The organism is Mycolicibacterium iranicum (assembly GCF_014190915.1).
In the GTDB taxonomy this organism is placed as follows: domain Bacteria; phylum Actinomycetota; class Actinomycetes; order Mycobacteriales; family Mycobacteriaceae; genus Mycobacterium; species Mycobacterium iranicum_B.
On sequence record NZ_JACHVU010000005.1, the window covers coordinates 216,538 to 238,997 of the forward strand.

The following is a 22,460-nucleotide window of genomic DNA, read 5'->3' on the forward strand; positions in this document are numbered from 1 at the left end:
GTTTCGTTGTGGCTCAGCCCGGCTGCATCAATCGGGGATGTAGTCGAAGGTGTCCGGGTTCGGACCGATGCGACCGTCCTCGCCCTTGTCCAGACCCGAGATCGCGTCGAAGTCCTCGGTGCCCAGCTCGAAGTCGAACAACGCGAAGTTGTCCTTGATGCGCTGCAGCGTCACCGATTTCGGGAAGACGATGTCGCCGCGCTGGATGTGCCACCGCAGCACGACCTGGGCCGGCGACTTGCCGGACGACTCGGCGATGCGGGTCACCACGGGGTCGTCGAGCACCTTGCCCTGGGCGATCGGAGACCACGCCTCGGTCGCGATGCCGTGCTCTTTGCCGTAGGCGCGGACCTCGTCGTTGGCGAAGTACGGGTGCACCTCGATCTGGTTGACCGCGGGCACCGTTCCGGTCTCCTCGGCGAGCCGCTCCAGGTGCGCGACCTGGAAATTGGACACCCCGATACTGCGGGCGCGGCCGTCTTTCTTGAACTCCTCCAGCGTCTTCCAGGTCGAGACGTAGTCGCCGTCATACAGGGTCGGCAGCGGCCAGTGGATCAGGAACAGGTCGACGTAATCGAAGCCGAGCGCGTTGAGCGTCTCGTCGAACGCGCGCCGGGCATCGTCGGGGTTGTGGAATCCGTTGTTGAGCTTGCTGGTGATGAACACCTCGCCGCGATCGATACCCGAATCGCGGACGCCCTGGCCCACACCCTTCTCGTTCTGGTACATCTCCGCGGTGTCGATGTGCCGGTAGCCGATCTCGAGCGCCTGTTTCACCGCTCCGGCGGTCTCGTCGGGCTCGATCTGGAACACCCCGAAACCGAGCTGCGGGATCCGGGCGCCGTCGTTCAATTCGATAGTCGGTACTTCAGTCATACGATCCTCCTTCGCCGCCAGCGTGCCCCGCGGGCCCGCAGCGCAAACGCATTCGCCGACCGGTAATGCGTTCGTCAGCAGCACCGCCGCGGCTCAGCCCTCCCGCAGCGCGACCAGCAGCCGTCGGGCAGCCTGAACGCGGCCTTCGGCAGCACCGGTCAACGCATCGAGCGCGCACTCCGGATCGGCCGGCGGGCCCCGGTGTCCACACCCGCGCGGGCAGTCGTCGATGGCATCGGCCAGATCGGAGAAGGCGAGCACGACGTCGTCGGGCGCGATGTGGGCCAGCCCGAACGACCGGATTCCCGGGGTGTCGATCACCCAGCCGCCGAGCCGCAGCGGCAGTGCCACCGACTGGGTGGAGGTGTGCCGGCCCCTGCCGACGTCGGTGACGGCGCCGGTGGCCCGCTCGGCTTCGGGGACAAGGCGATTCACCAGGGTGGACTTCCCGACGCCCGAGTGGCCCAGCAGCGCGGTGACCTTGTCGGCGAGCAGGGACCCCACGGCCTCGAGCGGGTCGTCGCGGCCCGCGACGGTGATGGTCAGGTCGAGTTCGCGGAACTGGTCGGCGAACGGTTCGGCCGGTGCCAGGTCGGTCTTCGTCAGGCACAGGATGGGATCCAGACCGCCGGCGTACGCGGCGATCAGCGCCCGCTCCACCAGTCCGGTGCGCGGCGGGGGATCGGCCATCGCGACGACGATCAGCAGCTGGTCGGCGTTGGCGACCACCACGCGTTCGGTCGGATCGGTGTCATCGGCGGTGCGGCGCAACACCGTTCGGCGTTCACCACGGCGGACGATGCGGGCCAGGGTGTCGGTCCGGCCGGACAGGTCGCCGACGACGTCGACGTCGTCGCCGACCACGATCGGAGTGCGCCCGAGCTCGCGTGCCCGCATGGCCGTCACCCGGCGGTCGGGGTCGCGGCCCAGCACACAGCCCCACCGGCCGCGGTCGACGGTGACGACCATGCCTTGTTCGGCGTCGGCGTGGACGGGACGGGTCTTGGTCCGCGGCCGCGAGCCCCGCCCGGGGCGTACCCGGACATCGGACTCGTCGTACTCACGTGGGCTCAAGCGTCGCCCTGGAGGTCGTCGGTCTGGCCGCCCAGCATGTCGGACCACAGCTGCGGGAAGTCCGGCAGCGTCTTGGCGGTGGTGCCGATGTCCTCGACGTCGACGCCGGGGGTCCGCAGGCCGACGATCGCGCCGGCGGTCGCCATGCGGTGGTCGGCGTAGGACGACCACGTTCCCGAGTGCAGGGGGGTCGCGGTGATGATCAGTCCGTCGTCGGTCTCCTCGCACCGCCCGCCGAGGCGGTTGATCTCCGTGCTCAGTGCCGCCAGCCGGTCGGTCTCGTGGCCGCGCAGGTGCGCGATGCCCCGCAGCCGCGACACCGCCCCCGGCTCGGCCAGCGCCGCCATCGCCGCGACGGACGGGGCGAGCTCGCCGACCTCGCGCAGGTCGATGTCGATGCCGCCGTAGCTCGTGGCGCCCTGCACTTCGAGGAACGAATTGCCCTGATGCACCTGGGCGCCCAGGCTCTCCAGAATCGAGAGGATGGTGCCGGCCGGCTGGGTGCTCACCGCGGGCCAGCCCGTGATGCGCACGGCACCGCCGCTGACGACCGCCGCGGCCAGGAACGGCACGGCATTCGACAGGTCGGGTTCGATCGCCCAGTGCCGGGGGTGGACCGCGCCCGGGCTCACCTGCCACCGGTCGGCGACGGAATCGTCGACCTCGACCCCGGCGTCGCGCAGCATCGCCACCGTCATCGCCACGTGCGGTGCCGACGGGACGGCGTCGCCGGTGTGGATCACGGTCAGGCCCTCGACGAAGGCCGCGCCCGAGAGCAGGAGGCCGGACACGAACTGAGACGAGCCCGACGCGTCGATCTCCACCGCGCCGCCGCGCACCGAGCCGTCACCGCGGACCGCGAACGGCAGGCCGTCACCGTCAACGGGCACACCCAGGCTGCGCAGCCCGTCCAGCAGCGGGGCGATCGGTCTCGAGCGGGCCTGCTCGTCGCCGTCGAACGTGACGGTCTCGGTGGCCAGGGCCGCCACCGGTGGCACGAAGCGCAACACGGTGCCGGCCAGCCCGCAGTCGATCACGGCGTCGGGCTGCGGCGTCAACGCGCCGCCGACCGTCAGTTCGGTGCCGTCGGCGTCGGAGGACTCGATGGTGATCCCGAGCGTCTGCAGGGCGCCGATCATCAGGTCGGTGTCGCGGCTGCGCAGCGCCCCGCCGAGGGTGGAGGTGCCCTGCGGGACGGCGAGCGCGGCCAGGATGAGGGCGCGGTTGGTCTGCGACTTGGAGCCGGGCACGGTGACGGTCGCGTGGACGGGGGTTGCGGTCGACGGGGCCGGCCAGGTGCTCACGTTCCCATTCTTGCCTGTCGGGTGTTTCTGCCACCATGGAGGCCATGTGCGGGCGTTTCGCGGTGACGACAGATCCGGCGCTGCTGGCCGAGAAGATCAAGGCGATCGACGAGGCCACCGCGGAGAAGACCGACCCTCCGTCCCCGAACTTCAACGTCGCTCCGACCACCTCGGTCGCGACCGTGGTCAAACGGCACGACGAACCCGAGGACGAGTCGACTCGGCGCGTGCGTCTGATGCGGTGGGGTCTGGTGCCGCCGTGGGCGAAGGCGAGCGAGGACGGCAGCCCGGACACCAAGAGCGGCCCGCTGCTGATCAACGCGCGGTCGGACAAGGTCACGTCGTCGCCGGCGTTCCGCAGCTCCGCCAAGGCCAAGCGCTGCCTGGTCCCGATGGACGGCTGGTACGAGTGGCGGGGCGAGAAGGGCGCCAAGACGCCGTTCTACATGTACGCCGGCGACGGGGAGCCGCTGTTCATGGCCGGCCTGTGGTCGACGTGGCGCCCCAAGGATGCGCCGAGGGACAGCAAGCCACTCCTGAGCTGCACCATCATCACCACCGACGCGGCCGCCCGGCTCGCCGACATCCACGACCGGATGCCGCTGACGATCAGCGAGCCCGACTGGGACCGCTGGCTCGACCCCGACGCCCCGATCGACGAGGGCCTGCTGCGCGGGCACGGCGATCTGGACCGCATCGAGATCCGCGAGGTGTCGCGACTGGTGAACAGCGTCCGCAACAATGGGCCCGAACTCATCGAGCCGGCGCAGCCCCAGGCCGAGCAGGGCACCCTGCTTTGAGCGATCCGCTGCACTCCGGCGCGGTGGTCGACGCCCTCGCGGTAGACATGCGGTCGGCCGGCTACACCACCGACGGGGTGGGTGACCTGCTCGGCGCGGATGCCGGCGCGGCGTTCAGCCGCGGACTGTGGTGGTCGGCGCTGCGCATCACCGAGCGGGCCGCACCGGCCCGGCAGAGGCTCGCGGTGCTCGTCCGTCTGTTCCTGCTGGGCACCGAGGAGACCCGGGACCGGGTCGCAGGGGCGCTACCGACGGCGGACCTCGACGCGCTCATCGACAACGGCGTCGTCGAACCCGCCGCGCCGGGCACGCTGCGGGCCGGCCTCGACATCCGGCCCACCAGCGACGGTGCCCGCGACTTCCTGGTGGTGTCCGATCAGGATGCGGCGATGCGAGCCGGGCCGGTGACGCACGACCACGTCCTCGGCATCGGCGGCGCGTCGGTGTCGCTGGCCCACGCCGTGGTCCGCGACCCCGTCGGGCGCGCATTGGACCTCGGCACCGGGTGTGGAATACAGGCGCTGCACCTCGACGCGCACTGCGACGAGATCGTCGCGACCGACACCAACCAGCGGGCCCTGACCCTCGCCGCGGCGACCGCGCGATTGAACGGCATGTCCTGGGACCTGCGCTGCGGCAGCATGTTCGAACCCGTCGACGGTGAACGCTTCGACCTGATCGTGTCCAATCCGCCGTTCGTGGTCGGCACCGGTGCGCTCGACTACATCTACCGGGATTCGGGCATGGCAGGAGATGCGTTGTGCCAGAACCTGATCGAACAGGCACACGACCATCTCGAGCCCGGTGGCACCGCGCAGATCATGGCGAACTGGATCGTGCGCGATCCGGAGAACTGGCAGGAGCGGGTCCGCGGTTGGCTCGCCGGCAGCGGTCTGCACGCGTGGGTGGTGCAGCGTGAGTTCGCCGACCCGGTCAGCTACGTCTCGCTGTGGACCTCGGACGCCGGGGAGCCGCCGGACGAGGCCGCCCGCCGGGGCGGGCAGTGGCTGGACTGGTTCGACACCGAGGGCATCGCCGGTGTCGGTATGGGCATGATCACGTTGCGTGCCCCCCGGGTCGGTGAGAACCGCCCGCCCGAACACATCCTGGAGGCCATCACCGGCGCCGACGAAGGTCTGACCGGCCCCGAGGTGGCGGCGTTCTTCGCTCGGCGTGAGTACCTGCATCGCACTGACGACGCGCGGCTGCTCGCCGCGCGGCTGTCCACCGCGCCGGTGTTTCTGGAGGAGACGTCCCTTCCCGGCGACGACGGATGGCAGACGGTCGGGGCCGCGGTGCGCCGCCCCGGCGGACCGGCGGCGGTCCTCGGCGTCGACGACGTCTCCCGGGCGCTGCTCGCGGGGTGCCGCGGGGAGGTGCCGCTCGGGACACTGATCGATCTCCTCGCCGCGCACCACGGCGTCGACAGCGACGCGTTGGCGGCCGCCGCCCTCCCCGTCGTTCGTGAGGCGATCGGACGCGGGATCCTCTACCAGGCCGAGTGACGGGTCAGGGCCGGCGGACAGCGCTCACCACGACGAACGGGGCGGTGAATGCCACCGTGCCCGACGCCTCCCGATGCTCGTTCATGGCCGCCTCGAACTCCACCGCCAGCTGCTCGCGCTGCGTCGGCTCGGCGCGTCGGAACGTCTCGACGTGCATGGGCGACTCCTGGGTGAGGAAGCGCTGAGCCGCGCTCACGGACTCGAACTCCCAGCGGTGCAGGCCCGGCTGGATCTCGATGCCGTCGAAGAACGGGTCCAGCCGGGCGGTCAGCGTCTCGGCGTCGCCCCATTGGTCGGGGGAGAAGCCCGACGTCGCGGGGGGACCGAGGACGCTGACGACAGGATCGAAGAGCGGGTTGGTGACACCGCGCACCCACGCCGAGAAGGCCAGCACGCCTTCGGGTTCCAGTAGCCGATCGATCTCGGCGACCTGTCGGTCGGGGTCGACGAAGATGATGCCCATATTCGACACCACCGCATCGAAGGAGTGCGCGGGCAGCCCGGTGGCGGACGCGTCGCCGGTGCACCAGGTCACCGCGTCGGCGCCGGGCCGCTGTGCTGCGATCGCGATCAGTTCGGGGGTGATGTCGAGGCCCGTCACGGACGCGCCACGCGCCGCCGCAGCCAGCGCGGCACTGCCTGTGCCGCACGCGAGGTCGACGAGCGCAGCACCGCGCAGGGGGCGCCGCTGTTCGGCCGCGTCGACGACCTGGGCGGCGATCGGGGCGATGCGGTCGCCCACGGCGTCATAGCGTCCGGCAGACCAGAGTGTCGAAGCCATGCCCGTCAGCGTGCCATGAGAGCGGCGCGCGGTGGGTCGCTCACGGGGCCGCACAGCGTCGTCGACAGGTGACTTGGCCGAACTCCTGTCGGGAGGCGGTGCCGGGTCGATACTGCGAACATGACCGACCTGCAGGCACCTGCCGACGTCACGACCATCACCGTGCGCAATCCGGCGGACGGATCCGTCGCCGGCTCCGTTCCCGTCGACGACGCCGGCACCGTGGCGGCCAAGGCGCGCGCCCTGAGGGAGGCGCAACCGCAGTGGGAGGCGCTGGGCGTCACAGGCCGTGCGCACTGGCTGCTCACAATGCAGGGCTGGCTGCTGGACAATGCCGAGCATCTCGCCGACGTCCTGCAATCCGAGACGGGCAAGCCACGCACGGAGGCCTCGATCGAGGCCCCGCTGTGCGCGGATCTGTTGAAGTACTGGGCCCGCAACGCCGCGAAGTTCCTCGCCGACCGGCATCCGGCCGCGCACAGCCCTCTGATGAAGGTCAAGCGGCTGACCACGGTCTATCACCCGTACCCGGTCGTCGGTCTGATCATCCCGTGGAACTTCCCGCTCCTCAACATCGCTCTCGACGGCGTGGCGCCCCTGGCCGCGGGTGCCGCGGTGCTGCTCAAGCCCTCGGAGGTGACCCCGCTCAGCGCGGTGGAGTTCGCCCGGGGATGGGCCGAAATCGGTGCGCCGCCGGTACTTTCGTTGACGACCGGCTACGCCGACACCGGTGCGGCGGTGATCGCCCACTCCGATTGCGTGCACTTCACCGGATCCACCGCCACCGGCCGCAAGGTGGCGGTCGCCTGCGCCGAACGGCTGATCCCGTACTCCTTGGAGCTCGGCGGCAAGGACCCGGCGATCGTCCTCGCCGATGCAGACCTCGACCGCGCGGCGGCCGGCATCGCGTGGGGCGGGATGTTCAACGCCGGGCAGGTGTGCGTGTCGACCGAGCGGGTCTACGTCGAGGCGCCGGTGTACGACGAGTTCGTCGCGAAGCTCACCGACGAGGTGGCGAAGCTGCGGCAGGGCCAGGACGACGACCGCTACCGGTTCGACGTCGGCGCCCTGGCGACGTCGGCGCAACGCGACATCGTGGCGCGGCACGTCGAGGACGCCGTCGCCGCCGGAGCCCGCGTCACCACCGGCGGCCGAACCACCGGCGTCGGCACGTTCTTCCAGCCGACCGTGCTGGCCGACGTCGACCAGTCGATGGCGTGCATCCGTGAAGAGACGTTCGGGCCGACCCTGCCGGTGGTCAAGGTCGCCGACGAGGACGAGGCGGTCCGGCTGGCCAACGATTCGGACTACGGCCTGTCGGCCAGCGTCTGGACCGCGGACCTGGCCCGCGGGGAGCGCATCGCCCGAAGGCTGGAGGCCGGCGCCGTCAACCTCAACGACGTGCTGTCCAACGGCTTCAGCTTCGCGCTGCCGATGCCGGGGTGGAAGCACTCCGGCATCGGATCACGCCACGGCGGCGCCGACGGGATCCTGAAATACTGCCGCCCGCAAGCGATCACGGCTCCACGCATGCCCACGCAGAAGCGCGAGATCAACTGGTACCCGTATTCGCGCGGCAAGACCCGCATCTTCTCCGGGGTCATCCGGTTCGCCGCCGCCCAGGGCCGCCGGCGGCTCGGTCTCACACCGCGAGACTAGGACCCGGTGTAGCCGGGGGGATTGGCGGACTCGACCCAGAAGTCGACGCCGAGGTCGGAACCGGGCACGCAGTCGTACACCGACAGATCGGTGACGCCGGCCTCCAGCAGCACGTCCTCGCACAGCAGCGTGTTGCCGGTGTAGCTCGAGGGTTTGGTCAGCACCGCATACGCGGCATCGGAGTACACCTCCGGCTTACGGGACCGGGCCATCGACTCGTCGCCGCCGAGCAGGTTCTGCACCGCGGCGGTGGCCACCATCGTGCGGGGCCACAGCGTGTTCGACGCGATACCCGCATCTCGCAGCTCTTCGGCGATACCCAAGGCACACAACGTCATTCCGAACTTCGCCATCATGTACGGCGTCGGCTTGAGCCACTTCGACTCGAGCAGGATCGGCGGCGACAGCGTCAGGATGTGCGGGTTGTCCCGACCCTTCATGTGCGGGATGCAGGCCTGCGACACCGCGTAGGTACCGCGGACCTGGATGCCGTTCATCAGGTCGAAGCGCTTCAGCGGAACGTCCTCGATGGAGCCGAGGTTGATGGCCGAGGCGTTGTTCACACAGATGTCGATGCCACCGAACTGTTCCACCGCCTTTTCGACCGCCGCCGCCACGGAGTCGCCGTCGCGGACGTCGCCGACGATGGGCAGGGCCTGGCCGCCGACCTCTTCGATCTCCTCGGCCGCGGTGTACACCGTGCCGGGCAGCTTCGGGTGGGGTTCGGCCGTCTTGGCGACCAGTGCGATGTTGGCGCCGTCCGATGCGGCGCGCTTGGCGATCGCCAACCCGATACCGCGGCTGGCTCCGGAGATAAACATGGTCTTTCCCGCGAGAGACATGTGCCCACCCTAGAGCGCGCGGATGTCGGCGGTCACGGCACTGGTCAGCCGCACCAGGTCGCGAGGATCCAGCGCGATGTCCCAGCCGCGCTTACCGGCACTGCACAGCACCCGGTCCCACCGCAGGGCGGACGCGTCCACGACCGTTGGTAACGCCTTGCGCTGACCGAGGGGCGAGATGCCCCCGACGACATAGCCGGACGAGCGCTGCGCCGCGGCCGGGTCGGCCATCGTGGCCTTGGCCGCACCCAGGGCCGCCGCGGCGGCTTTCAACGACAGTTTCGACGGCACGGGGAGCACCGCGACACCGAGCCCGCCGGGCAGAGAGACGACCAGTGTCTTCAGGATCTGATCGGGCTGAAGGCCGTCCGCCCCGGCCAGGGCGCTGACGGCCTCCTCGCCGAACGAGTCGTTGCGCGGGTCGTGCGTGTACTGCAGGACCTCGTGCGGGACGCCCGCAGCCAGGAGGGCGGCGATCGCCGGGGTTGCTGCACGTGCCACCGGCACAGCGTAGGGGGCGGGAACAACTAACCCCGCCTGCGCTGTTGTTCACCGCAGCAGTGAGGGTCTTCGGGCCGGTCAGAGTCGTTCGTCGGTGTCAGCCTTTAGGATCAGCAGAAGGGGATTGATGGTGCCAGTTTTGGCCATGGAGGCCCCATCGCGTTCAGTGCACCTACTGGACGTGATCGGTGGCGCCGCGACAGAAGGGACGGTGTTCCCCACGATGACCGACACCAACGGGCTGGCCGCGGAGGCCACCCTGGATGCTGACCCGGGCCCGGCTCGGGAGGAGACCGACGCGGAGCTCACCGCCCGGTTCGAGCGGGACGCGATTCCCCTGCTCGACCAGCTCTACGGCGGTGCGCTGCGGATGACGCGCAATCCCGCAGACGCCGAGGACCTGCTGCAGGAGACGATGGTCAAGGCCTATTCCGGCTTCCGCTCGTTCCGCGAGGGAACCAATCTCAAGGCGTGGCTGTACCGGATCCTGACCAACACCTACATCAACAGCTACCGAAAGAAGCAGCGTCAGCCGGCGGAGTACCCGACCGACGAGATCACCGACTGGCAGTTGGCGGCCAACGCCGAGCACTCGTCGACGGGGCTGCGTTCTGCCGAGGTGGAGGCGTTGGAGCTGCTACCCGACAGTGAGATCAAGGAAGCTCTGCAGGCACTGCCCGAAGAATTCCGGATGGCGGTGTACTACGCCGACGTCGAGGGCTTCCCCTACAAGGAGATCGCCGAAATCATGGACACGCCGATCGGAACGGTCATGTCGCGGCTGCACCGCGGCAGACGCCAGCTTCGCGAGTTGTTGGCCGGGGTGGCCCGCGACCGCGGCTTCATCCGGGGTGAGCAGCTCGACGCGGCGGAGGAGGTCACGTCATGAGCGAGTCCGAGGAACGCTGGACCCCGCCCATCGGGCCGATCGACCCCGAGCACCCGGAGTGCGCCGCGGTCATCGCCGAGGTGTGGACGCTGCTCGACGGCGAATGCACGGTCGAGACCCGCGACAAGCTCAGGCAGCACCTCGAGGAGTGCCCGACCTGCCTGCGGCACTACGGCGTCGAAGAGAAGATCAAGCGGCTGATCGCCGCCAAGTGCAGTGGCGAGCGCGCCCCCGAGGGGCTGCGTGAACGGCTGCGCATCCAGATCAGTCAGACCACGATCATCCGCGGAGGCTGATCACCGTCCGCCTGCCGGCATCGCCGTGACGCAAAACCGCCCGGTCTCTCCACAGAGAGCCGGGCGGTTTTGCGTCGGACCGACGAAGGTCAGCGTCCTACGGACTTCGAGCCGGCGTTGGGCCGCTTGCCGTGGTTGGCCTTCGAGTGCTTGCGATCACGCTTCTTACGGCCACGCTTGGCCATGGTGTACCTCCGGTAGTCGTAGGGTGTCATCCCGCAAAACGGGTCGAGTTGCCATTATTGTCGCACGCTTCGCCGAGACCAATTTCCCCGCGGCCTGTGACCGGCGACATCCGCTGCGGGGGTGTGGTTCGATAGACGCGTTCAGCAGCAGCAGGTGACGGAGTGGGGTGAAGATGGCCGAGGACGTTCGCGCGGAAATCGTGGCCAGTGTGCTGGAGGTCGTGGTGAACGAAGGCGATCAGATCGGCGAAGGCGACACCCTGGTGCTGCTGGAGTCGATGAAGATGGAGATCCCGGTCCTCGCCGAGGTCGCGGGCACCGTCAGCAAGGTCAGCGTGTCCGTCGGCGACGTCATCCAGGCCGGCGACCTCATCGCCGTCATCAGCTAGCGCCCGATCGGTCCGGAATCCCGAACCCCGTCTTCGCCGTAGGCCATGTCCACACTCGGTGATCTGCTCGCCGAGCACACGATCCTGCCCGGCAACGCTGTCGACCACCTGCACGCGGTGGTGGGCGAGTGGCAGCTCCTCGCCGATCTGTCCTTCGCCGACTACCTGATGTGGGTGCAGCGAGACGACGGCATGGTGGTGTGTGTCGCGCAGGTGAGGCCGAACACCGCGCCGACCGTGCTGCTCGCCGATGCGGTGGGCACTGTCGCCGAGGCCGAGGACATCCCGATCGTGGCGTCGGCATTCAGGTCCGGAGCGATAGGCCGGGCCAGTGTGGAGGGCCACCTCGGGTCGCCGGGCCTGAACGTGGAGGCCGTGCCGGTCCGCTACAAGAGCGACGTCGTCGCGGTGCTCACGCATCAGACCTCGCAGGCGCCGCGCCAGGCCAGCCCGCTGGAGGCCGCGTACGTCGACTGCGCGGGGGACCTGCTGCACATGCTGTCCGAAGGCACGTTCCCCAATGTGGGCGATCTGGCGATGTCACGCTCGAGCCCCCGCGTCGGCGACGGTTTCATCCGCCTCGACGAGGCCGGCGTGGTCACGTTCGCCAGCCCGAACGCCATCTCGGCCTACCACCGGATGGGCTTGTCCGCCGAGCTCGAAGGCCACAACCTGGTCAGCGTCACCCGCCCCCTGATCGCCGACACCTTCGAGGCGCAGGAACTCGCCAACCACGTCCGCGATTCGCTCGCCGGCGGCTCGAGCATGCGCATGGAGGTCGACGCCGGCGGAGCCACCGTTCTGCTGCGCACGTTGCCGCTGGGGGTGCACGGGGTGGCAGTGGGCGCCGCGGTGCTCATCCGCGACGTCACGGAGGTCAAGCGCCGGGACCGCGCCCTGTTGTCGAAGGACGCGACCATCCGCGAGATCCATCACCGGGTGAAGAACAACCTGCAGACCGTCGCGGCGCTGCTACGACTTCAGGCTCGCCGGACCAACAACCCCGAGGGCCGCGAGGCGCTCATGGAATCCGTGCGGCGCGTGTCCTCGATCGCCCTGGTGCACGACGCGCTGTCGATGTCGGTGGACGAAGAGGTGAACCTGGACGAGGTCATCGACCGGATTCTGCCGATCATGAACGACGTTGCGACCGTGGACTCTCCGATACGGATCAACCGGGTCGGCGACCTCGGTGTGCTCGACGCCGACCGTGCGACAGCGCTGACCATGGTCATCACCGAGCTCGTGCAGAACGCCATCGAGCACGCGTTCGACGCCGACACCGCGCAGGGCTGCGTCACCATCCGGGCCCAGCGCTCGGCGCGCTGGCTCGACGTCATCGTCCATGACGACGGGCGCGGTCTTCCGGACGGTTTCAGCCTCGAGAAGTCCGACCGACTCGGGCTGCAGATCGTGCGCACGCTGGTGTCCGCCGAACTCGACGGCTCGCTGGGTATGCACAACGGCGAAGCGGGCGGAACCGACGTGATTCTTCGAGTTCCGATCGGCAGACGCGTGCGCGTCAGCCAATACTGACCGCGCGTCGCGAATTCCGTTAATGCGCCGAATTGCGACCGAATTACGCGCACAAAACAACGGCCCCGACTTTCGTCGGGGCCGTTGTTTGATACGCCGGTTGCCGGCTCAGACTCCCGTGCGCGCCTTGGTCCTGGCGTTGCGGCGCTTGAGCGCGCGGCGCTCGTCTTCGCTCATGCCGCCCCACACGCCCGCATCCTGGCCGGACTCCAAAGCCCAGCTCAGGCACTCCGCCGTCACCGGGCAGCGGTTGCAGACGAGCTTCGCGTCAGCGATCTGGGCGAGGGCCGGGCCGCTGTTTCCCACGGGGAAGAACAGTTCCGGATCCTCGTCGCGACAGACCGCCTTGTGGCGCCAATCCATAAGATCTAACTCCTCGTCAATGTCACATGCGCGCGCAGTTATGGCGCACAAGCTTTACTTCGGCTGTTAACGCGAGCGCACCAAATGTTTCTGCGCTGTTGCATCCGATGCTTTCACAGGCTGAACAGATGTCAATAGCAGTGCGTTAACACGTGGGCTATCTCACTACCGAGGTCCGTTACCGGAGCCCTAACTCCGTTGTACTACACTCAATCCATCTGCGCCCTGATCCCAGCCTGGGAAGTGGGTCACAATCTGTGACTGCGCAGCTCACACGTCTTATCGGCCCATTTTCGGCAGCGGTGCGACCACGCCCAGGGCATTGGGCACCGACGTGAACCGCATCGTTTGGCGCGTGCCGATGTAATCTCCGTCAATCTGGCAGGCGACCGGGGTGTCGCTGCTCACCGTGAGCCAGTCGACGTTGTCGTCGCGGATCAGGTGCCTGGCCTCGAGCCGGGGCTTGCGCGAGTTCATCTGCCGTACCAGACCGAGGTTCGCCCACACGTTCATGCTGGTCGTCGCGAACACCCCGAGCCCCGTTTCGAACGTGGTGTCGGGGTTGGTCCAGACGGGCCGGGTGTTCGCATACGTCCACGGGCTCGAATTGGAGACGAACGCGAAATGCACGCCCGAGACGGGCTCCTGCCCGGGTAGCTGCAGTGTCAGCTGGGGTTCACGGCGCGCGCTGGCGAGCACCTCGCGGATCGCCACACGGATGTAGCGCGACGCCGTGACCTTGCGGCCCTTGGCCCGTTGCGCCTCCACCGCGGCGACCACGTCACCGTCGACACCCATCCCGGCGGTGAACACCCCCCAGCGTTCCCCGCAGTCCATCAGGCCGATACGCCGCCACTTTCCGCCGCGGCGGTAGTCGCCGAGGAGGTCGACGAGCTGGTTGGTCGCATCGATCGGGTCGGGGCTGATACCCAGCGCGCGGGCGAACACGTTCGCCGAACCGCCCGGCACGACACCGACCGCCGGTCCGGTGTTGCCGGGCCCGCCTTCACCGAGGACGCCGTTGACGACCTCGTTCACGGTGCCGTCGCCGCCGTGCACGATCAGGACGTCGACACCGCTGCGGGCGGCGTCGCGGGCGATCTCGATGGCGTGGCCGCGGTGGTCGGTATGGGCGACGGTCAGGCGCACCCGGCTTTCCAGGGCGTGTGCGAGCAGGTCGCGCCCGGCAGGCGTCGTCGAGGTCGCATTCGGGTTCACGATCAGCACGGCGCGCACGGGGTTCGAGCCTAACGGGCCGCCGGGGGCCGCCGCCGCGCCCTGCGTGCAAGCGCACCTGGGCACCGCGCGCCGGTACCGTACAACGGTGACCGAACGCCGACTGCTTCTCGTCAACGGGCCGAACCTCAATCTGCTCGGCACCCGGCAGCCCGAGGTCTACGGCTCGACGACACTGGCCGAGATCGAGGCGAAGGTCACCGAGGTCGCCACGGCCGCGGGGCTGAAGGTGCGCGCGGTGCAGAGCAATCACGAGGGCGTGCTCGTCGACGCGATCCATGCGGCGCGCACCGACTGCGTGGGCATCGTCATCAACCCGGCGGCCTACAGCCACACCTCGGTCGCGATCGCCGACGCATTGCGCTCGGTCGGTCTTCCCGTCGCCGAGGTGCATCTGAGCAACATCCACGCCCGCGAAGAGTTCCGGCATCACTCCTACGTGTCCGCGGTCGCGGACATGGTGGTGGCCGGCGCGGGCCCGCTGGGCTACGAGATGGCGGTGCAGTACCTGGCGGACAGGCTGACGCCGTGACCCCACGCGTCGTTCGGATCGCCGGCGGAATCGCCGCTCTGGAGGGCGTTCTCGGGATCGGCATGGCAGTCGTGCTGGTCGTGCGCGAGGCGGCCGGACATCACGAGATCGCGATCAGCGGCTACGGCACCGCGGCCTGGTTCGCGATCATGGGTTCGGGTGTCGCCGCCGCGGGCTGGGCGCTGACGACCGGACGCCGGTGGGGCCGCGGGATCGCGGTGTTCGCGAACCTGATCCTGCTCGGGGTGGCCTGGTACGTCTTCAGCTCAGGTCGGCTGGGCTACGCGGCGCTGGTGGCCGCAGCCGCGATCGGCGTCCTCGCACTGCTGTTCAGCCCGGCGGGGTTGCGATGGATGACTCAGGTGCCGGACTCCGCGGCCAACTCCGACAGGCCCGGACCCGACACCCGGTAGGTGATCCAGTCGGTCTGCTGGACGCCGCCGACGTCGTCGTACAGGGCGATCGCGTTGACGTTCCAGTCGAGCACGGCCCAGCTCAGCCGCGTGTAGCCGTGGTCGACGCATTCGCGGGCCAGCGTTGCCAGCAGCTTGCGTGCGAGTCCGCGCCTGCGGAAGTCCGGACGCACGAACAGGTCTTCGAGATAGATGCCCGCTTTGCCGTCCCATGTCGAGAAGTTGCGGAACCACAGCGCTGCCGCGGCGGGCCGGCCGTCCACTTCGACGAGGTGTCCGAACACGGTCGGGTCGGGGCCGAAAAGCGCTTCGGCCAACTGTGTCTCGGTGACCGTGCACTCGCGGGCGGCCTGCTCGAACTCGGCGAGTTCATGGATCATGGCGGTCAGTTCGGCCTCGTCGCCGGCACGCACGCGCCGGATCGTCTCGCTCACGGCTCTACTCCCAACGCCGACAGAATGGTGCGGAATTTCGTTGTGGTCTCGGCGAATTCGTCATCGGGGTCGGATTCGGCGACGATCCCCCCGCCGGAGTGCGCGAGCGCGGTGCGCCGGTCCGCCGACAGCTGCGCGCACCTGATCGAGACGACCCAGCGACCGTCCCCGCGCTGGTCGCACCAGCCGACGGCACCGGCATAGAAGCCCCGGTCACCCTCGACGCCCTCGATGAGGTCGACCGCTTCTCGTGTCGGGGAGCCGCCGACGGCCGGGGTCGGATGCAACGCGACGGCGAGATCCAGTGCTGTGACCGACTTTTCGCGCAACCTGCCCGAGATGGGGGTGTAGAGATGCCAGACGGCAGCGGTTTTGGTGAGCTGGGGGTGGTCGGCGATCTGCAGGTCGGTGCACAGGGGCTCCAGCGCGGTCCGGAGCGCGTCGACCACCAGCTGGTGCTCGTGACGGTTCTTCTGCGACGCCGCGAGCGTCGCCCCGCTGGCGGCGTCCGCCTCGGGATCGGGCCGGCGGGGCGCCGAGCCGGCGAACGGCCGGCACAGCACCCGGTCTCCCTGGCGGGCGACCAGCAGTTCGGGGCTCGCGCCCACCAGGGCTGTCCCTGAATGACCTTCCCCGGCCGCCGACAGGTCCACCAGGAACTTCGTGGCCTGCCCGTCCGCAGCCGCCAGGCGGTGCAGCAGCGTTCTGGCGTCGAGCCTGCCGTCGGCCGTCACCCGCAATGCCCGCGCCAACACGACCTTGTGCAGTTCGTCGGCCGGGTCACGAAGCCGGGCCAGCGCGACCCCGATCCGCCGCCGGTGCTCGTCGGCGTCGGGTGTCATCTCGGCGATCTGTGCGGTGGGGAGCTCGCGCAGCGGCCAGTCGGGAATCGCGTCGGTGAACCGCACCGATTGCGGCCGGAGCAGCGCCGCCGGCCCGCCGGGGTCGAAAGGCAGCGCGCCCACGACGATCGGGGCGCTGTGCGATGCCAGCGCGGCGCGGGCGTCGGAGATCTGGGGGAACGCGGTGTGCACGCCCTCACCGAGGACCACCCCGTCGGGCCCGGCCAGGACGAAGGTGGGTTCGCGGGTCACGTCGACCCGGCGGGATTGGGGTGGCCGGTCTGCGCCAGGGCGCTGAGCTGGCGGACCCCGTGCTCGAAGCCGCACACCGCGATGGACGCGGCGGGCATCGCGAACCGGATGCCCTCGTAGACGGGCTGCTCGACCCAGCGCGTGATCACCGCGCGGGAGAAGTGACCGTGTCCGACGAACACCACGTCCCGGGTTTCCATGTGCTCCAGCGCCACCTCGATGGCCTGATCGGCCCGTGCGCAGACCTGCGCCGACGTCTCGCCGCCGGGACACCCGTGGGTCCACACGAGCCAGTTCGGGACGGCCTTGCGGATCTCGCTGGTGGTGGTGCCCTCGTAGTCGCCGTAGTCCCATTCGCTGACCAGCGGGCTGATCTCGTCGACGGTCAGGCCCGCCAGTTCGGCGGTCGTCCGCGCGCGGATGCGGGGGCTGCTGAGGACATAGGGATTGTCGAGTTGCATCTGTTCGAGCGTGTCTGCCGCGGCCAGGGCCTGTTCGCGGCCATGCTCGGTGAGCTCGAGTTCGGTGCGGCTCGTATGCTTGCCCGACTTCGACCACTCGGTTTCGCCATGTCGGAGAAGGATCAGGCGGTGCTGCAGAAGGCCCACAACGTTCGATTCTGCCGTACGCCGCGGTGTGGAACGCGGGTGCGGGTGGACATCAGCAGGGGAGGACTCACAATGTCGCTATGGTCGTCAGGATGGGGAAAGTGACGCGGGTACTGGCGGTCGCCAATCAGAAGGGCGGAGTCGCCAAGACGACGACGGTGGCGTCGCTGGGTGCGGCGATGGTCGAGCAGGGCAAGAAGGTGTTGCTCGTCGACCTGGACCCGCAGGGCTCCCTGACGTTCTCGCTGGGCCATGACCCGGACAAGTTGCCGGTCTCGGTGCACGAGGTGCTGCTCGGCGACGTCGAACCCGACACCGCGGTAGTGGAGACGCCGGAGGGGATGTCGCTGCTCCCGGCCAACATCGACCTCGCCGGGGCCGAGGCCATGCTGTTGATGCGCGCGGGCCGCGAGCATGCCCTCAAACGTGCGCTCGACAAGATCAGCGCCGACTTCGACGTCGTGATCATCGACTGCCCGCCGTCGCTGGGTGTGCTGACCCTGAACGGACTCACCGCCGCGCACGAGGTGGTCGTACCGCTGCAGTGCGAGACGCTGGCCCACCGCGGTGTCGGTCAGTTCCTGCGGACCGTGTCCGACATCCAGGCGATCACCAACCCCGACCTCGCCCTGCTCGGCGCGCTGCCCACGCTGTACGACTCGCGCACCACGCACAGCCGCGACGTCCTGTTCGACGTGGTCGACCGCTACAACCTGCCGGTGCTCGCACCGCCGATCCCGCGCACCGTGCGTTTCGCCGAGGCGAGCGCGTCCGGTAACTCGGTGCTGACCGGTCGTAAGAACAAGGGCGCGATGGCCTACCGCGAATTCGCCGACGCGCTGCTCAAGCACTGGAAGACCGGCAAGCCTCTCGCGACGTTCACCCCCGAGGTCTGACCGCTCGGGTTCGTCAGCCCAGCGCGACGATCTCGTCGCCGCGCTGTTCGAGCAGCAGGGCGCCGGCGACCGCGGGCACGACGGGACCGTCGACAGCCGGACGCTGCAGCTCGATGTGCTTCTCGCCGGCTCCGGTCTGCGGATCGAACACGTCGTAGCCGGTGGTGACCGGCACCAGCAGCTTGCCCGCCATCACCGTCGCCGGTCCGACGGGCTTGTCGGTTCCCGAGGCGGCGACGGTGTACTTGTAGCGAAGATCGCCGGCGGAGAACACCATCAGCGAGTTCCCGGTCCACCACGTGACGACCTCGCCGGCACGGGACATCGTCGCCGCCGGCGACGGGGGCCCGTCGAGCACCGTGGTGTCGATCGTGGAGCCGGTGTCGTCGATGACGTCGAGCCGGGGCTTGGGCGTGGGCACGTACAGCGAGGTGTACGTGTCGTTCACTGCCACCACGCGGGCGCCCGCACCGTCGGGCACACCCTTCTGCTGGACGTACTTCGTCTCGGGGGTGTCCTCTTCATCGGACGGCCGCAGCAGCGTCAGTCGCAGATCCTGCTTGTCGCAGGCCTCCAGCACCGACACCGAACTGGAGCTGGCGCCCGCCGAGACGAAGCGGCACAGGGGAGAGGCCGGGATGCCCGGTTTGATCGGTGCGTCGAGTGCTCCGTAGCTGAGCATCCGCACCATGTCGGAGCGCCACATCTCCAGCCGGGTCTCGCCGGCGGACAGCACCGTGGTGCCGTCCGCAGACAGCGTCACCGTCGGGTCGGCGTAGCTGGTGCGCGACGGGCCGCGCAGTCCGGTCTTCGCGTCGACGGTGCTGACCTGCCCGCACCCGCGCACGTCGGGATAGACCGCCACGGCGTAGTTGTAGACCCAGGTGACCCCGCACAGGTCGAGGTCGCGTGCGTAACTCCACACGGCGTCGCCCGTCGCCGGGTCTCGCCCTTGGATCCCGCGACCGTCGCCGGTGACCACGGCGCCACCCACCACCAGCGGCTGGGTGGTCTCCGCGCTGCGTGCGCTCCACCGTTGTGTCAGCGAATCCGGAACGGCGACAGCGGGTTTGAGGCTGGGGACGGGCTGCGAGGCAGGGCTGCTCACGGTCGCCCTGGCGTCGCTGTTCCACCACACCACCGCCGCCACCAGGGCGACGACCACCGCAATCGCGGCTGCGGCGATCAGGTCCGCCCGAGTGCGGCGTTCGGGTTTGACCAACGCAGTCGGTTAGTTGGTGCCTGCGGCCGCGGGCTTGCTGGGGCGGCGACGACGACGGCGGCGGGCCGGCCGGGCCTCACCGTCGGCCGACTCGGCCGCTGACGAATCGGTGGCGTCGGTGTCGGCCTGCTCGGCAGAGCCTTCGGGATGGCCGCTGACTGCCTGCCCGCCGCGCGTGCGGCGGCGGTTGCGGTTGCGGGCCGGCTTCTCACGGGGTTCGCGGGGCTCACGCGGCTCGCGCGGTTCCTTGTCGGCGGTGCGCTTCGGTCGGCCGATCGATCCGCCGGCATCGGCCGGGATCTTGAGTTCCTCGTAGAGATGCGGCGAGCTGGAATACGTCTCGGCGGGGTCGGGCGTGTCGAGGCCCAGGGCTTTGTCGATCATCGACCAGCGTGGAAGTTCGTCCCAGTCGACGAGGGTCACGGCGATGCCGGTCTTGCCGGCGCGGCCGGTGCGACCGATGCGGTGGACGTAGGACTGCTCGTCCTCGGGGATCTGGAAGTTGATGACGTGGGTGATGTCGTCGATGTCGATGCCGCGGGCCGCCACGTCGGTGGCGACGAGAACATCGACGTCGCCGTTGCGGAACGCCTTCAACGCCTTCTCGCGAGCGCCCTGTCCGAGATCGCCGTGCACCGCGCCGACCTTGAAGCCGCGCTCGCCGAGTTCGTCGGCGACCTTCTGCGCGGTGCGCTTGGTCCGGGTGAAGATCATCGTGGCGCCGCGGCCCTCGGCCTGCAGGATGCGCGCGACCATCTCGACCTTGTCCAGGGCGTGGGCGCGGTAGGCGAACTGCTCGGTGGTGTCGTGGGTGGCCGACCCTTGAACGCCCTCGGCGCGAATGTGCGTCGGCTGCGTCATGAAGGTGCGCGCCAGCGTGATGATCGGGTCGGGCATGGTCGCCGAGAACAGCATCGCCTGCCGCTTGGCCGGGATCTGCTTGAGGATGCGCTCGATGTCGGGCAGGAAGCCGAGGTCGAGCATCTCGTCGGCCTCGTCGAGCACCAGCGTCGACAGTCCGCCCAGCTGCAGGTGACCCTGCTGAGCCAGGTCCAGGAGGCGGCCGGGCGTGCCGACGACGACGTCGACACCCTTCTGCAGGGCCTCGATCTGGGGCTCGTAGGGGCGGCCGCCGTAGATGGCGGTGACGGTCAGCTTGCGGGTGTCGTCGGCCATCAGGTACTTCGAGGCGCCGACGAGGTCGCCGTAGACCTGAATGCACAGCTCGCGGGTGGGGACGACGATCAGGGCACGCGGGATGCCGGTGAGCGGACGTTCGGTGTCGCTGGTGATGCGGTGCAGCAGCGGCACGCCGAAGGCGAAGGTCTTGCCCATGCCGGTACGGGCCTGACCGATGAGGTCGTCGCCGGCCAGCGCCAGGGGCAGCGTCAGCTCCTGGATCGCGAAGGCGTGCTCGATGCCGTTCTCGGCGAGGGCGCGGACGATCTCGTCGCGGACGCCGAGCTGGGCGAAGGTGGGATTGGGATGTGTGGTGACGGGAGTCATGCTCGGTAAACGAAGCCTTTCACTTGTTCCTCATGGCGTTTCCACGCGCGCACGAGTTGTGAAGAGAACTTCGCCGGGCCCTGCGCTGAGGGGGCGGGCCGCCGCGTGCACGCACATTTCCAAGGTGTCTGCGGCATGAGATTGCCGGCGTGACCTGGATAGATCCGTCGGCAGATGCGCCGACACCACGTCCATGGTAGCCGGTTGGCTGCCGGCCGGTGTAGTCACCGAGGTCAGATGCAGGTTTCGTGGCGCCGCCCCGGGGGCAACCAGCTCCCTCCGATGACCACAGGACCCGCCCCCAGAACCCCGCACGCGATCATCTCCGGCGCCGGCATCGGCGGTCCTGCGCTCGCCCACCAGCTCAACAGTCGCGGATGGCGGACCACGGTCATCGAGCGCTTTCCGCAACGCCGCGACGAGGGACAGAACGTCGACATCCGCGGTGCTGCGCGCGAAGTTGTCCGGCGGATGGGGATCGACGGCGACGTTCGCGCGGCGACGACCGGCGAGATCGGCACGCGCTTCCTCCGAGCCGACGGGTCGCCCGCGGCGTCCTTTCCGGTGGGGTCGGCCGGCGAGGCGGACGGCCCGACTGCCGAGCTGGAGATCCTGCGTGGCGAACTGTCCCGGATTCTGGTCGAGCGCACCCAGCTCGACACCGACTACCGGTTCGGCACGCAGATCGTCGATGTGACCGACCAGGACGACCGCGTGCAGGTTCGTCTGAGCGGAGGCGCGACGCTGGACGCCGACCTACTCGTGGTCGCCGAGGGGTTGCGCTCACGGACGCGGCGGTTCGTCGATGAGGCCGACGTCAACGAGCTCGGAATGTATTTCGCCTACGCGACGATTCCGCGCGTCGACGGCGACGACCAGTGGTGGAACTGGCAGCACGCGACCAACCATCGTTCGGTTCACCTGCGGCCCGACAACCTCGGGACCACGCGTGCCATCCTGACCTTCATCTCAGACGTCCGCGGCCTCGACGACCTCGATCCCGTGGCGCAGAGGACGATTCTGCGCGCGACGTTCGCCGATGTCGGCGGTGCCGCACCCCGAATCCCGCGTGCGATCGACGACGGCGCGCCCATGTATTTCTCGGCAGTCGGTCAAGTGCGCCCGCGGCGCTGGAGCAACGGACGAGTCGCACTGCTCGGCGATTCCGCGTTCTGCAACGCGACGTTCGGCGGGGCGGGAACCAGCCTCGCGCTGATCGGCGCCTACATCCTGGCCGGCGAAGTCGCGACCGCGGGGGATGTTCCCTCGGCACTGAACTCCTACCGCCGAGCGATGATGCCGTTCGTCGCCACAGCTCCCGACGTCAAGGAACGTGTGCTGAGGTTGGCAAACCCGCGATCACACCGCGGGATTCGCCTGTTGCACGCCGGCGCACGGCTGGCCGCCGGCCCTGTGGGCCGGGCCGTTTCCGCGCTCGGCGGCGCGCGCCTGGCCGGTATCGGAGGCGACGGACCGTCGCTGCCCGCATACCCCTGACCTGCCCGAGGCGCCGAGCTTC

At 69.3% G+C, this 22,460-nt stretch carries 25 protein-coding genes; 11 read left to right on the top strand and 14 right to left on the bottom strand.

Annotated features, from left to right (window positions below):
• Positions 1 to 27 precede the first annotated feature (27 nt).
• The 3 genes from FHR72_RS14020 to aroA form a co-directional block, all read right to left on the bottom strand.
• On the bottom strand, positions 28 to 876 hold the full coding sequence (locus tag FHR72_RS14020; protein WP_183468945.1) for an aldo/keto reductase: 849 nt from the start codon (positions 874 to 876) through the stop codon (positions 28 to 30).
• Between the two features lie 93 nt (positions 877 to 969).
• A complete protein-coding gene (gene rsgA / locus FHR72_RS14025) occupies positions 970 to 1,950 on the bottom strand; it encodes a ribosome small subunit-dependent GTPase A (protein WP_183468947.1) in 981 nt (326 codons plus the stop codon).
• Positions 1,947 to 3,254, bottom strand: coding sequence for a 3-phosphoshikimate 1-carboxyvinyltransferase (gene aroA / locus FHR72_RS14030; RefSeq protein ID WP_183468949.1), 1,308 nt, complete (start codon positions 3,252 to 3,254; stop codon positions 1,947 to 1,949). Before aroA ends, rsgA begins: the two co-directional genes overlap by 4 nt.
• Positions 3,255 to 3,298: 44 nt before the next feature.
• On the opposite strand from aroA, the gene FHR72_RS14035 reads away from it, so the two are divergent.
• A complete protein-coding gene (locus FHR72_RS14035; protein WP_183468951.1) occupies positions 3,299 to 4,054 on the top strand; it encodes an SOS response-associated peptidase in 756 nt (251 codons plus the stop codon).
• 47 nt (positions 4,055 to 4,101) lie between these two features.
• Positions 4,102 to 5,559, top strand: coding sequence for a DUF7782 domain-containing protein (locus FHR72_RS14040; RefSeq protein ID WP_183469142.1), 1,458 nt, complete (start codon positions 4,102 to 4,104; stop codon positions 5,557 to 5,559).
• 4 nt (positions 5,560 to 5,563) lie between these two features.
• Here the strand turns inward: FHR72_RS14040 and FHR72_RS14045 are convergent, their stop codons facing one another.
• The gene (locus FHR72_RS14045; protein ID WP_183468954.1) at positions 5,564 to 6,340 is read right to left on the bottom strand and encodes a class I SAM-dependent methyltransferase; all 777 of its coding nucleotides are present in this window, start codon (positions 6,338 to 6,340) and stop codon (positions 5,564 to 5,566) included.
• A 120-nt stretch (positions 6,341 to 6,460) separates the two neighbouring features.
• On the opposite strand from FHR72_RS14045, the gene FHR72_RS14050 reads away from it, so the two are divergent.
• Positions 6,461 to 7,999, top strand: coding sequence for an aldehyde dehydrogenase family protein (locus tag FHR72_RS14050; RefSeq protein WP_183468956.1), 1,539 nt, complete (start codon positions 6,461 to 6,463; stop codon positions 7,997 to 7,999).
• On the opposite strand, the gene FHR72_RS14055 is transcribed toward FHR72_RS14050, so the two are convergent.
• A complete protein-coding gene (locus FHR72_RS14055; RefSeq protein ID WP_183468958.1) occupies positions 7,996 to 8,841 on the bottom strand; it encodes an SDR family oxidoreductase in 846 nt (281 codons plus the stop codon). The genes FHR72_RS14050 and FHR72_RS14055 overlap by 4 nt on opposite strands.
• A 9-nt stretch (positions 8,842 to 8,850) precedes the next feature.
• Positions 8,851 to 9,342 (bottom strand): YbaK/EbsC family protein, encoded by a 492-nt coding sequence (locus FHR72_RS14060; RefSeq protein WP_183468960.1) that lies wholly within the window; start codon positions 9,340 to 9,342, stop codon positions 8,851 to 8,853.
• Between the two features lie 223 nt (positions 9,343 to 9,565).
• Here FHR72_RS14060 and FHR72_RS14065 point away from each other — a divergent pair, with 223 nt between their 5' ends.
• Positions 9,566 to 10,231 (top strand): sigma-70 family RNA polymerase sigma factor, encoded by a 666-nt coding sequence (locus tag FHR72_RS14065; RefSeq protein ID WP_183469144.1) that lies wholly within the window; start codon positions 9,566 to 9,568, stop codon positions 10,229 to 10,231.
• Positions 10,228 to 10,527: a mycothiol system anti-sigma-R factor gene (rsrA, locus tag FHR72_RS14070; RefSeq protein WP_183468962.1), complete on the top strand. Its 300-nt coding sequence runs from the start codon at positions 10,228 to 10,230 to the stop codon at positions 10,525 to 10,527. Before FHR72_RS14065 ends, rsrA begins: the two co-directional genes overlap by 4 nt.
• Before the next feature lie 89 nt (positions 10,528 to 10,616).
• On the opposite strand, the gene FHR72_RS26560 is transcribed toward rsrA, so the two are convergent.
• On the bottom strand, positions 10,617 to 10,712 hold the full coding sequence (locus tag FHR72_RS26560) for a 50S ribosomal protein bL37 (RefSeq protein ID WP_006245863.1): 96 nt from the start codon (positions 10,710 to 10,712) through the stop codon (positions 10,617 to 10,619).
• Between the two features lie 173 nt (positions 10,713 to 10,885).
• On the opposite strand from FHR72_RS26560, the gene FHR72_RS14075 reads away from it, so the two are divergent.
• Together FHR72_RS14075 and FHR72_RS14080 are read left to right on the top strand one after the other, a co-directional pair.
• Positions 10,886 to 11,101, top strand: coding sequence for a biotin/lipoyl-binding carrier protein (locus FHR72_RS14075; RefSeq protein WP_014208824.1), 216 nt, complete (start codon positions 10,886 to 10,888; stop codon positions 11,099 to 11,101).
• Between the two features lie 45 nt (positions 11,102 to 11,146).
• Positions 11,147 to 12,637 carry a two-component system sensor histidine kinase PdtaS gene (locus FHR72_RS14080; protein WP_183468964.1) on the top strand — a complete coding sequence of 497 codons (1,491 nt, stop codon included), beginning with the start codon at positions 11,147 to 11,149 and terminating at the stop codon, positions 12,635 to 12,637.
• Positions 12,638 to 12,745: 108 nt separating this feature from the next.
• On the opposite strand, the gene whiB1 is transcribed toward FHR72_RS14080, so the two are convergent.
• Together whiB1 and FHR72_RS14090 are read right to left on the bottom strand one after the other, a co-directional pair.
• Complete coding sequence (gene whiB1, locus FHR72_RS14085) at positions 12,746 to 13,000, bottom strand: transcriptional regulator WhiB1 (protein WP_003929142.1); 255 nt, start codon at positions 12,998 to 13,000, stop codon at positions 12,746 to 12,748.
• A 279-nt stretch (positions 13,001 to 13,279) separates the two neighbouring features.
• Positions 13,280 to 14,236, bottom strand: a complete 957-nt coding sequence (locus tag FHR72_RS14090) for a diacylglycerol/lipid kinase family protein (RefSeq protein ID WP_183468966.1) — start codon at positions 14,234 to 14,236, stop codon at positions 13,280 to 13,282.
• An 88-nt stretch (positions 14,237 to 14,324) separates the two neighbouring features.
• Between FHR72_RS14090 and aroQ the strand changes: the two genes are divergently transcribed.
• Both aroQ and FHR72_RS14100 read left to right on the top strand, forming a co-directional pair.
• A complete protein-coding gene (aroQ, locus tag FHR72_RS14095; protein WP_183468968.1) occupies positions 14,325 to 14,768 on the top strand; it encodes a type II 3-dehydroquinate dehydratase in 444 nt (147 codons plus the stop codon).
• The gene (locus FHR72_RS14100; RefSeq protein WP_183468970.1) at positions 14,765 to 15,181 is read left to right on the top strand and encodes a hypothetical protein; all 417 of its coding nucleotides are present in this window, start codon (positions 14,765 to 14,767) and stop codon (positions 15,179 to 15,181) included. The genes aroQ and FHR72_RS14100 overlap by 4 nt, the downstream gene beginning before the upstream one ends.
• Here FHR72_RS14100 and FHR72_RS14105 read toward each other — a convergent pair.
• Genes FHR72_RS14105 through FHR72_RS14115 form a run of 3 tightly spaced genes read right to left on the bottom strand, consistent with a single transcriptional unit; the run spans position 15,127 to position 17,317 of the window.
• On the bottom strand, positions 15,127 to 15,615 hold the full coding sequence (locus FHR72_RS14105; RefSeq protein WP_183468972.1) for a GNAT family N-acetyltransferase: 489 nt from the start codon (positions 15,613 to 15,615) through the stop codon (positions 15,127 to 15,129). The two genes, FHR72_RS14100 and FHR72_RS14105, sit on opposite strands and share 55 nt — an antisense overlap.
• Positions 15,612 to 16,709 carry an isochorismate synthase gene (locus FHR72_RS14110; RefSeq protein WP_183468974.1) on the bottom strand — a complete coding sequence of 366 codons (1,098 nt, stop codon included), beginning with the start codon at positions 16,707 to 16,709 and terminating at the stop codon, positions 15,612 to 15,614. Before FHR72_RS14110 ends, FHR72_RS14105 begins: the two co-directional genes overlap by 4 nt.
• The gene (locus FHR72_RS14115) at positions 16,706 to 17,317 is read right to left on the bottom strand and encodes an acid phosphatase (protein WP_183468976.1); all 612 of its coding nucleotides are present in this window, start codon (positions 17,315 to 17,317) and stop codon (positions 16,706 to 16,708) included. The genes FHR72_RS14110 and FHR72_RS14115 overlap by 4 nt, the downstream gene beginning before the upstream one ends.
• A gap of 92 nt (positions 17,318 to 17,409) precedes the next feature.
• Between FHR72_RS14115 and FHR72_RS14120 the strand changes: the two genes are divergently transcribed.
• Positions 17,410 to 18,213 (top strand): ParA family protein, encoded by an 804-nt coding sequence (locus FHR72_RS14120; RefSeq protein ID WP_183468978.1) that lies wholly within the window; start codon positions 17,410 to 17,412, stop codon positions 18,211 to 18,213.
• 13 nt (positions 18,214 to 18,226) lie between these two features.
• On the opposite strand, the gene FHR72_RS14125 is transcribed toward FHR72_RS14120, so the two are convergent.
• Together FHR72_RS14125 and FHR72_RS14130 are read right to left on the bottom strand one after the other, a co-directional pair.
• Entirely contained in the window at positions 18,227 to 19,435 is a 1,209-nt protein-coding gene (locus FHR72_RS14125; protein ID WP_183468980.1) for an Rv3212 family protein, read from the bottom strand.
• 9 nt (positions 19,436 to 19,444) lie between these two features.
• The gene (locus FHR72_RS14130; RefSeq protein ID WP_183468982.1) at positions 19,445 to 20,941 is read right to left on the bottom strand and encodes a DEAD/DEAH box helicase; all 1,497 of its coding nucleotides are present in this window, start codon (positions 20,939 to 20,941) and stop codon (positions 19,445 to 19,447) included.
• 282 nt (positions 20,942 to 21,223) lie between these two features.
• Between FHR72_RS14130 and FHR72_RS14135 the strand changes: the two genes are divergently transcribed.
• On the top strand, positions 21,224 to 22,438 hold the full coding sequence (locus FHR72_RS14135) for an FAD-dependent monooxygenase (protein ID WP_221193525.1): 1,215 nt from the start codon (positions 21,224 to 21,226) through the stop codon (positions 22,436 to 22,438).
• Positions 22,439 to 22,460 lie beyond the last annotated feature (22 nt).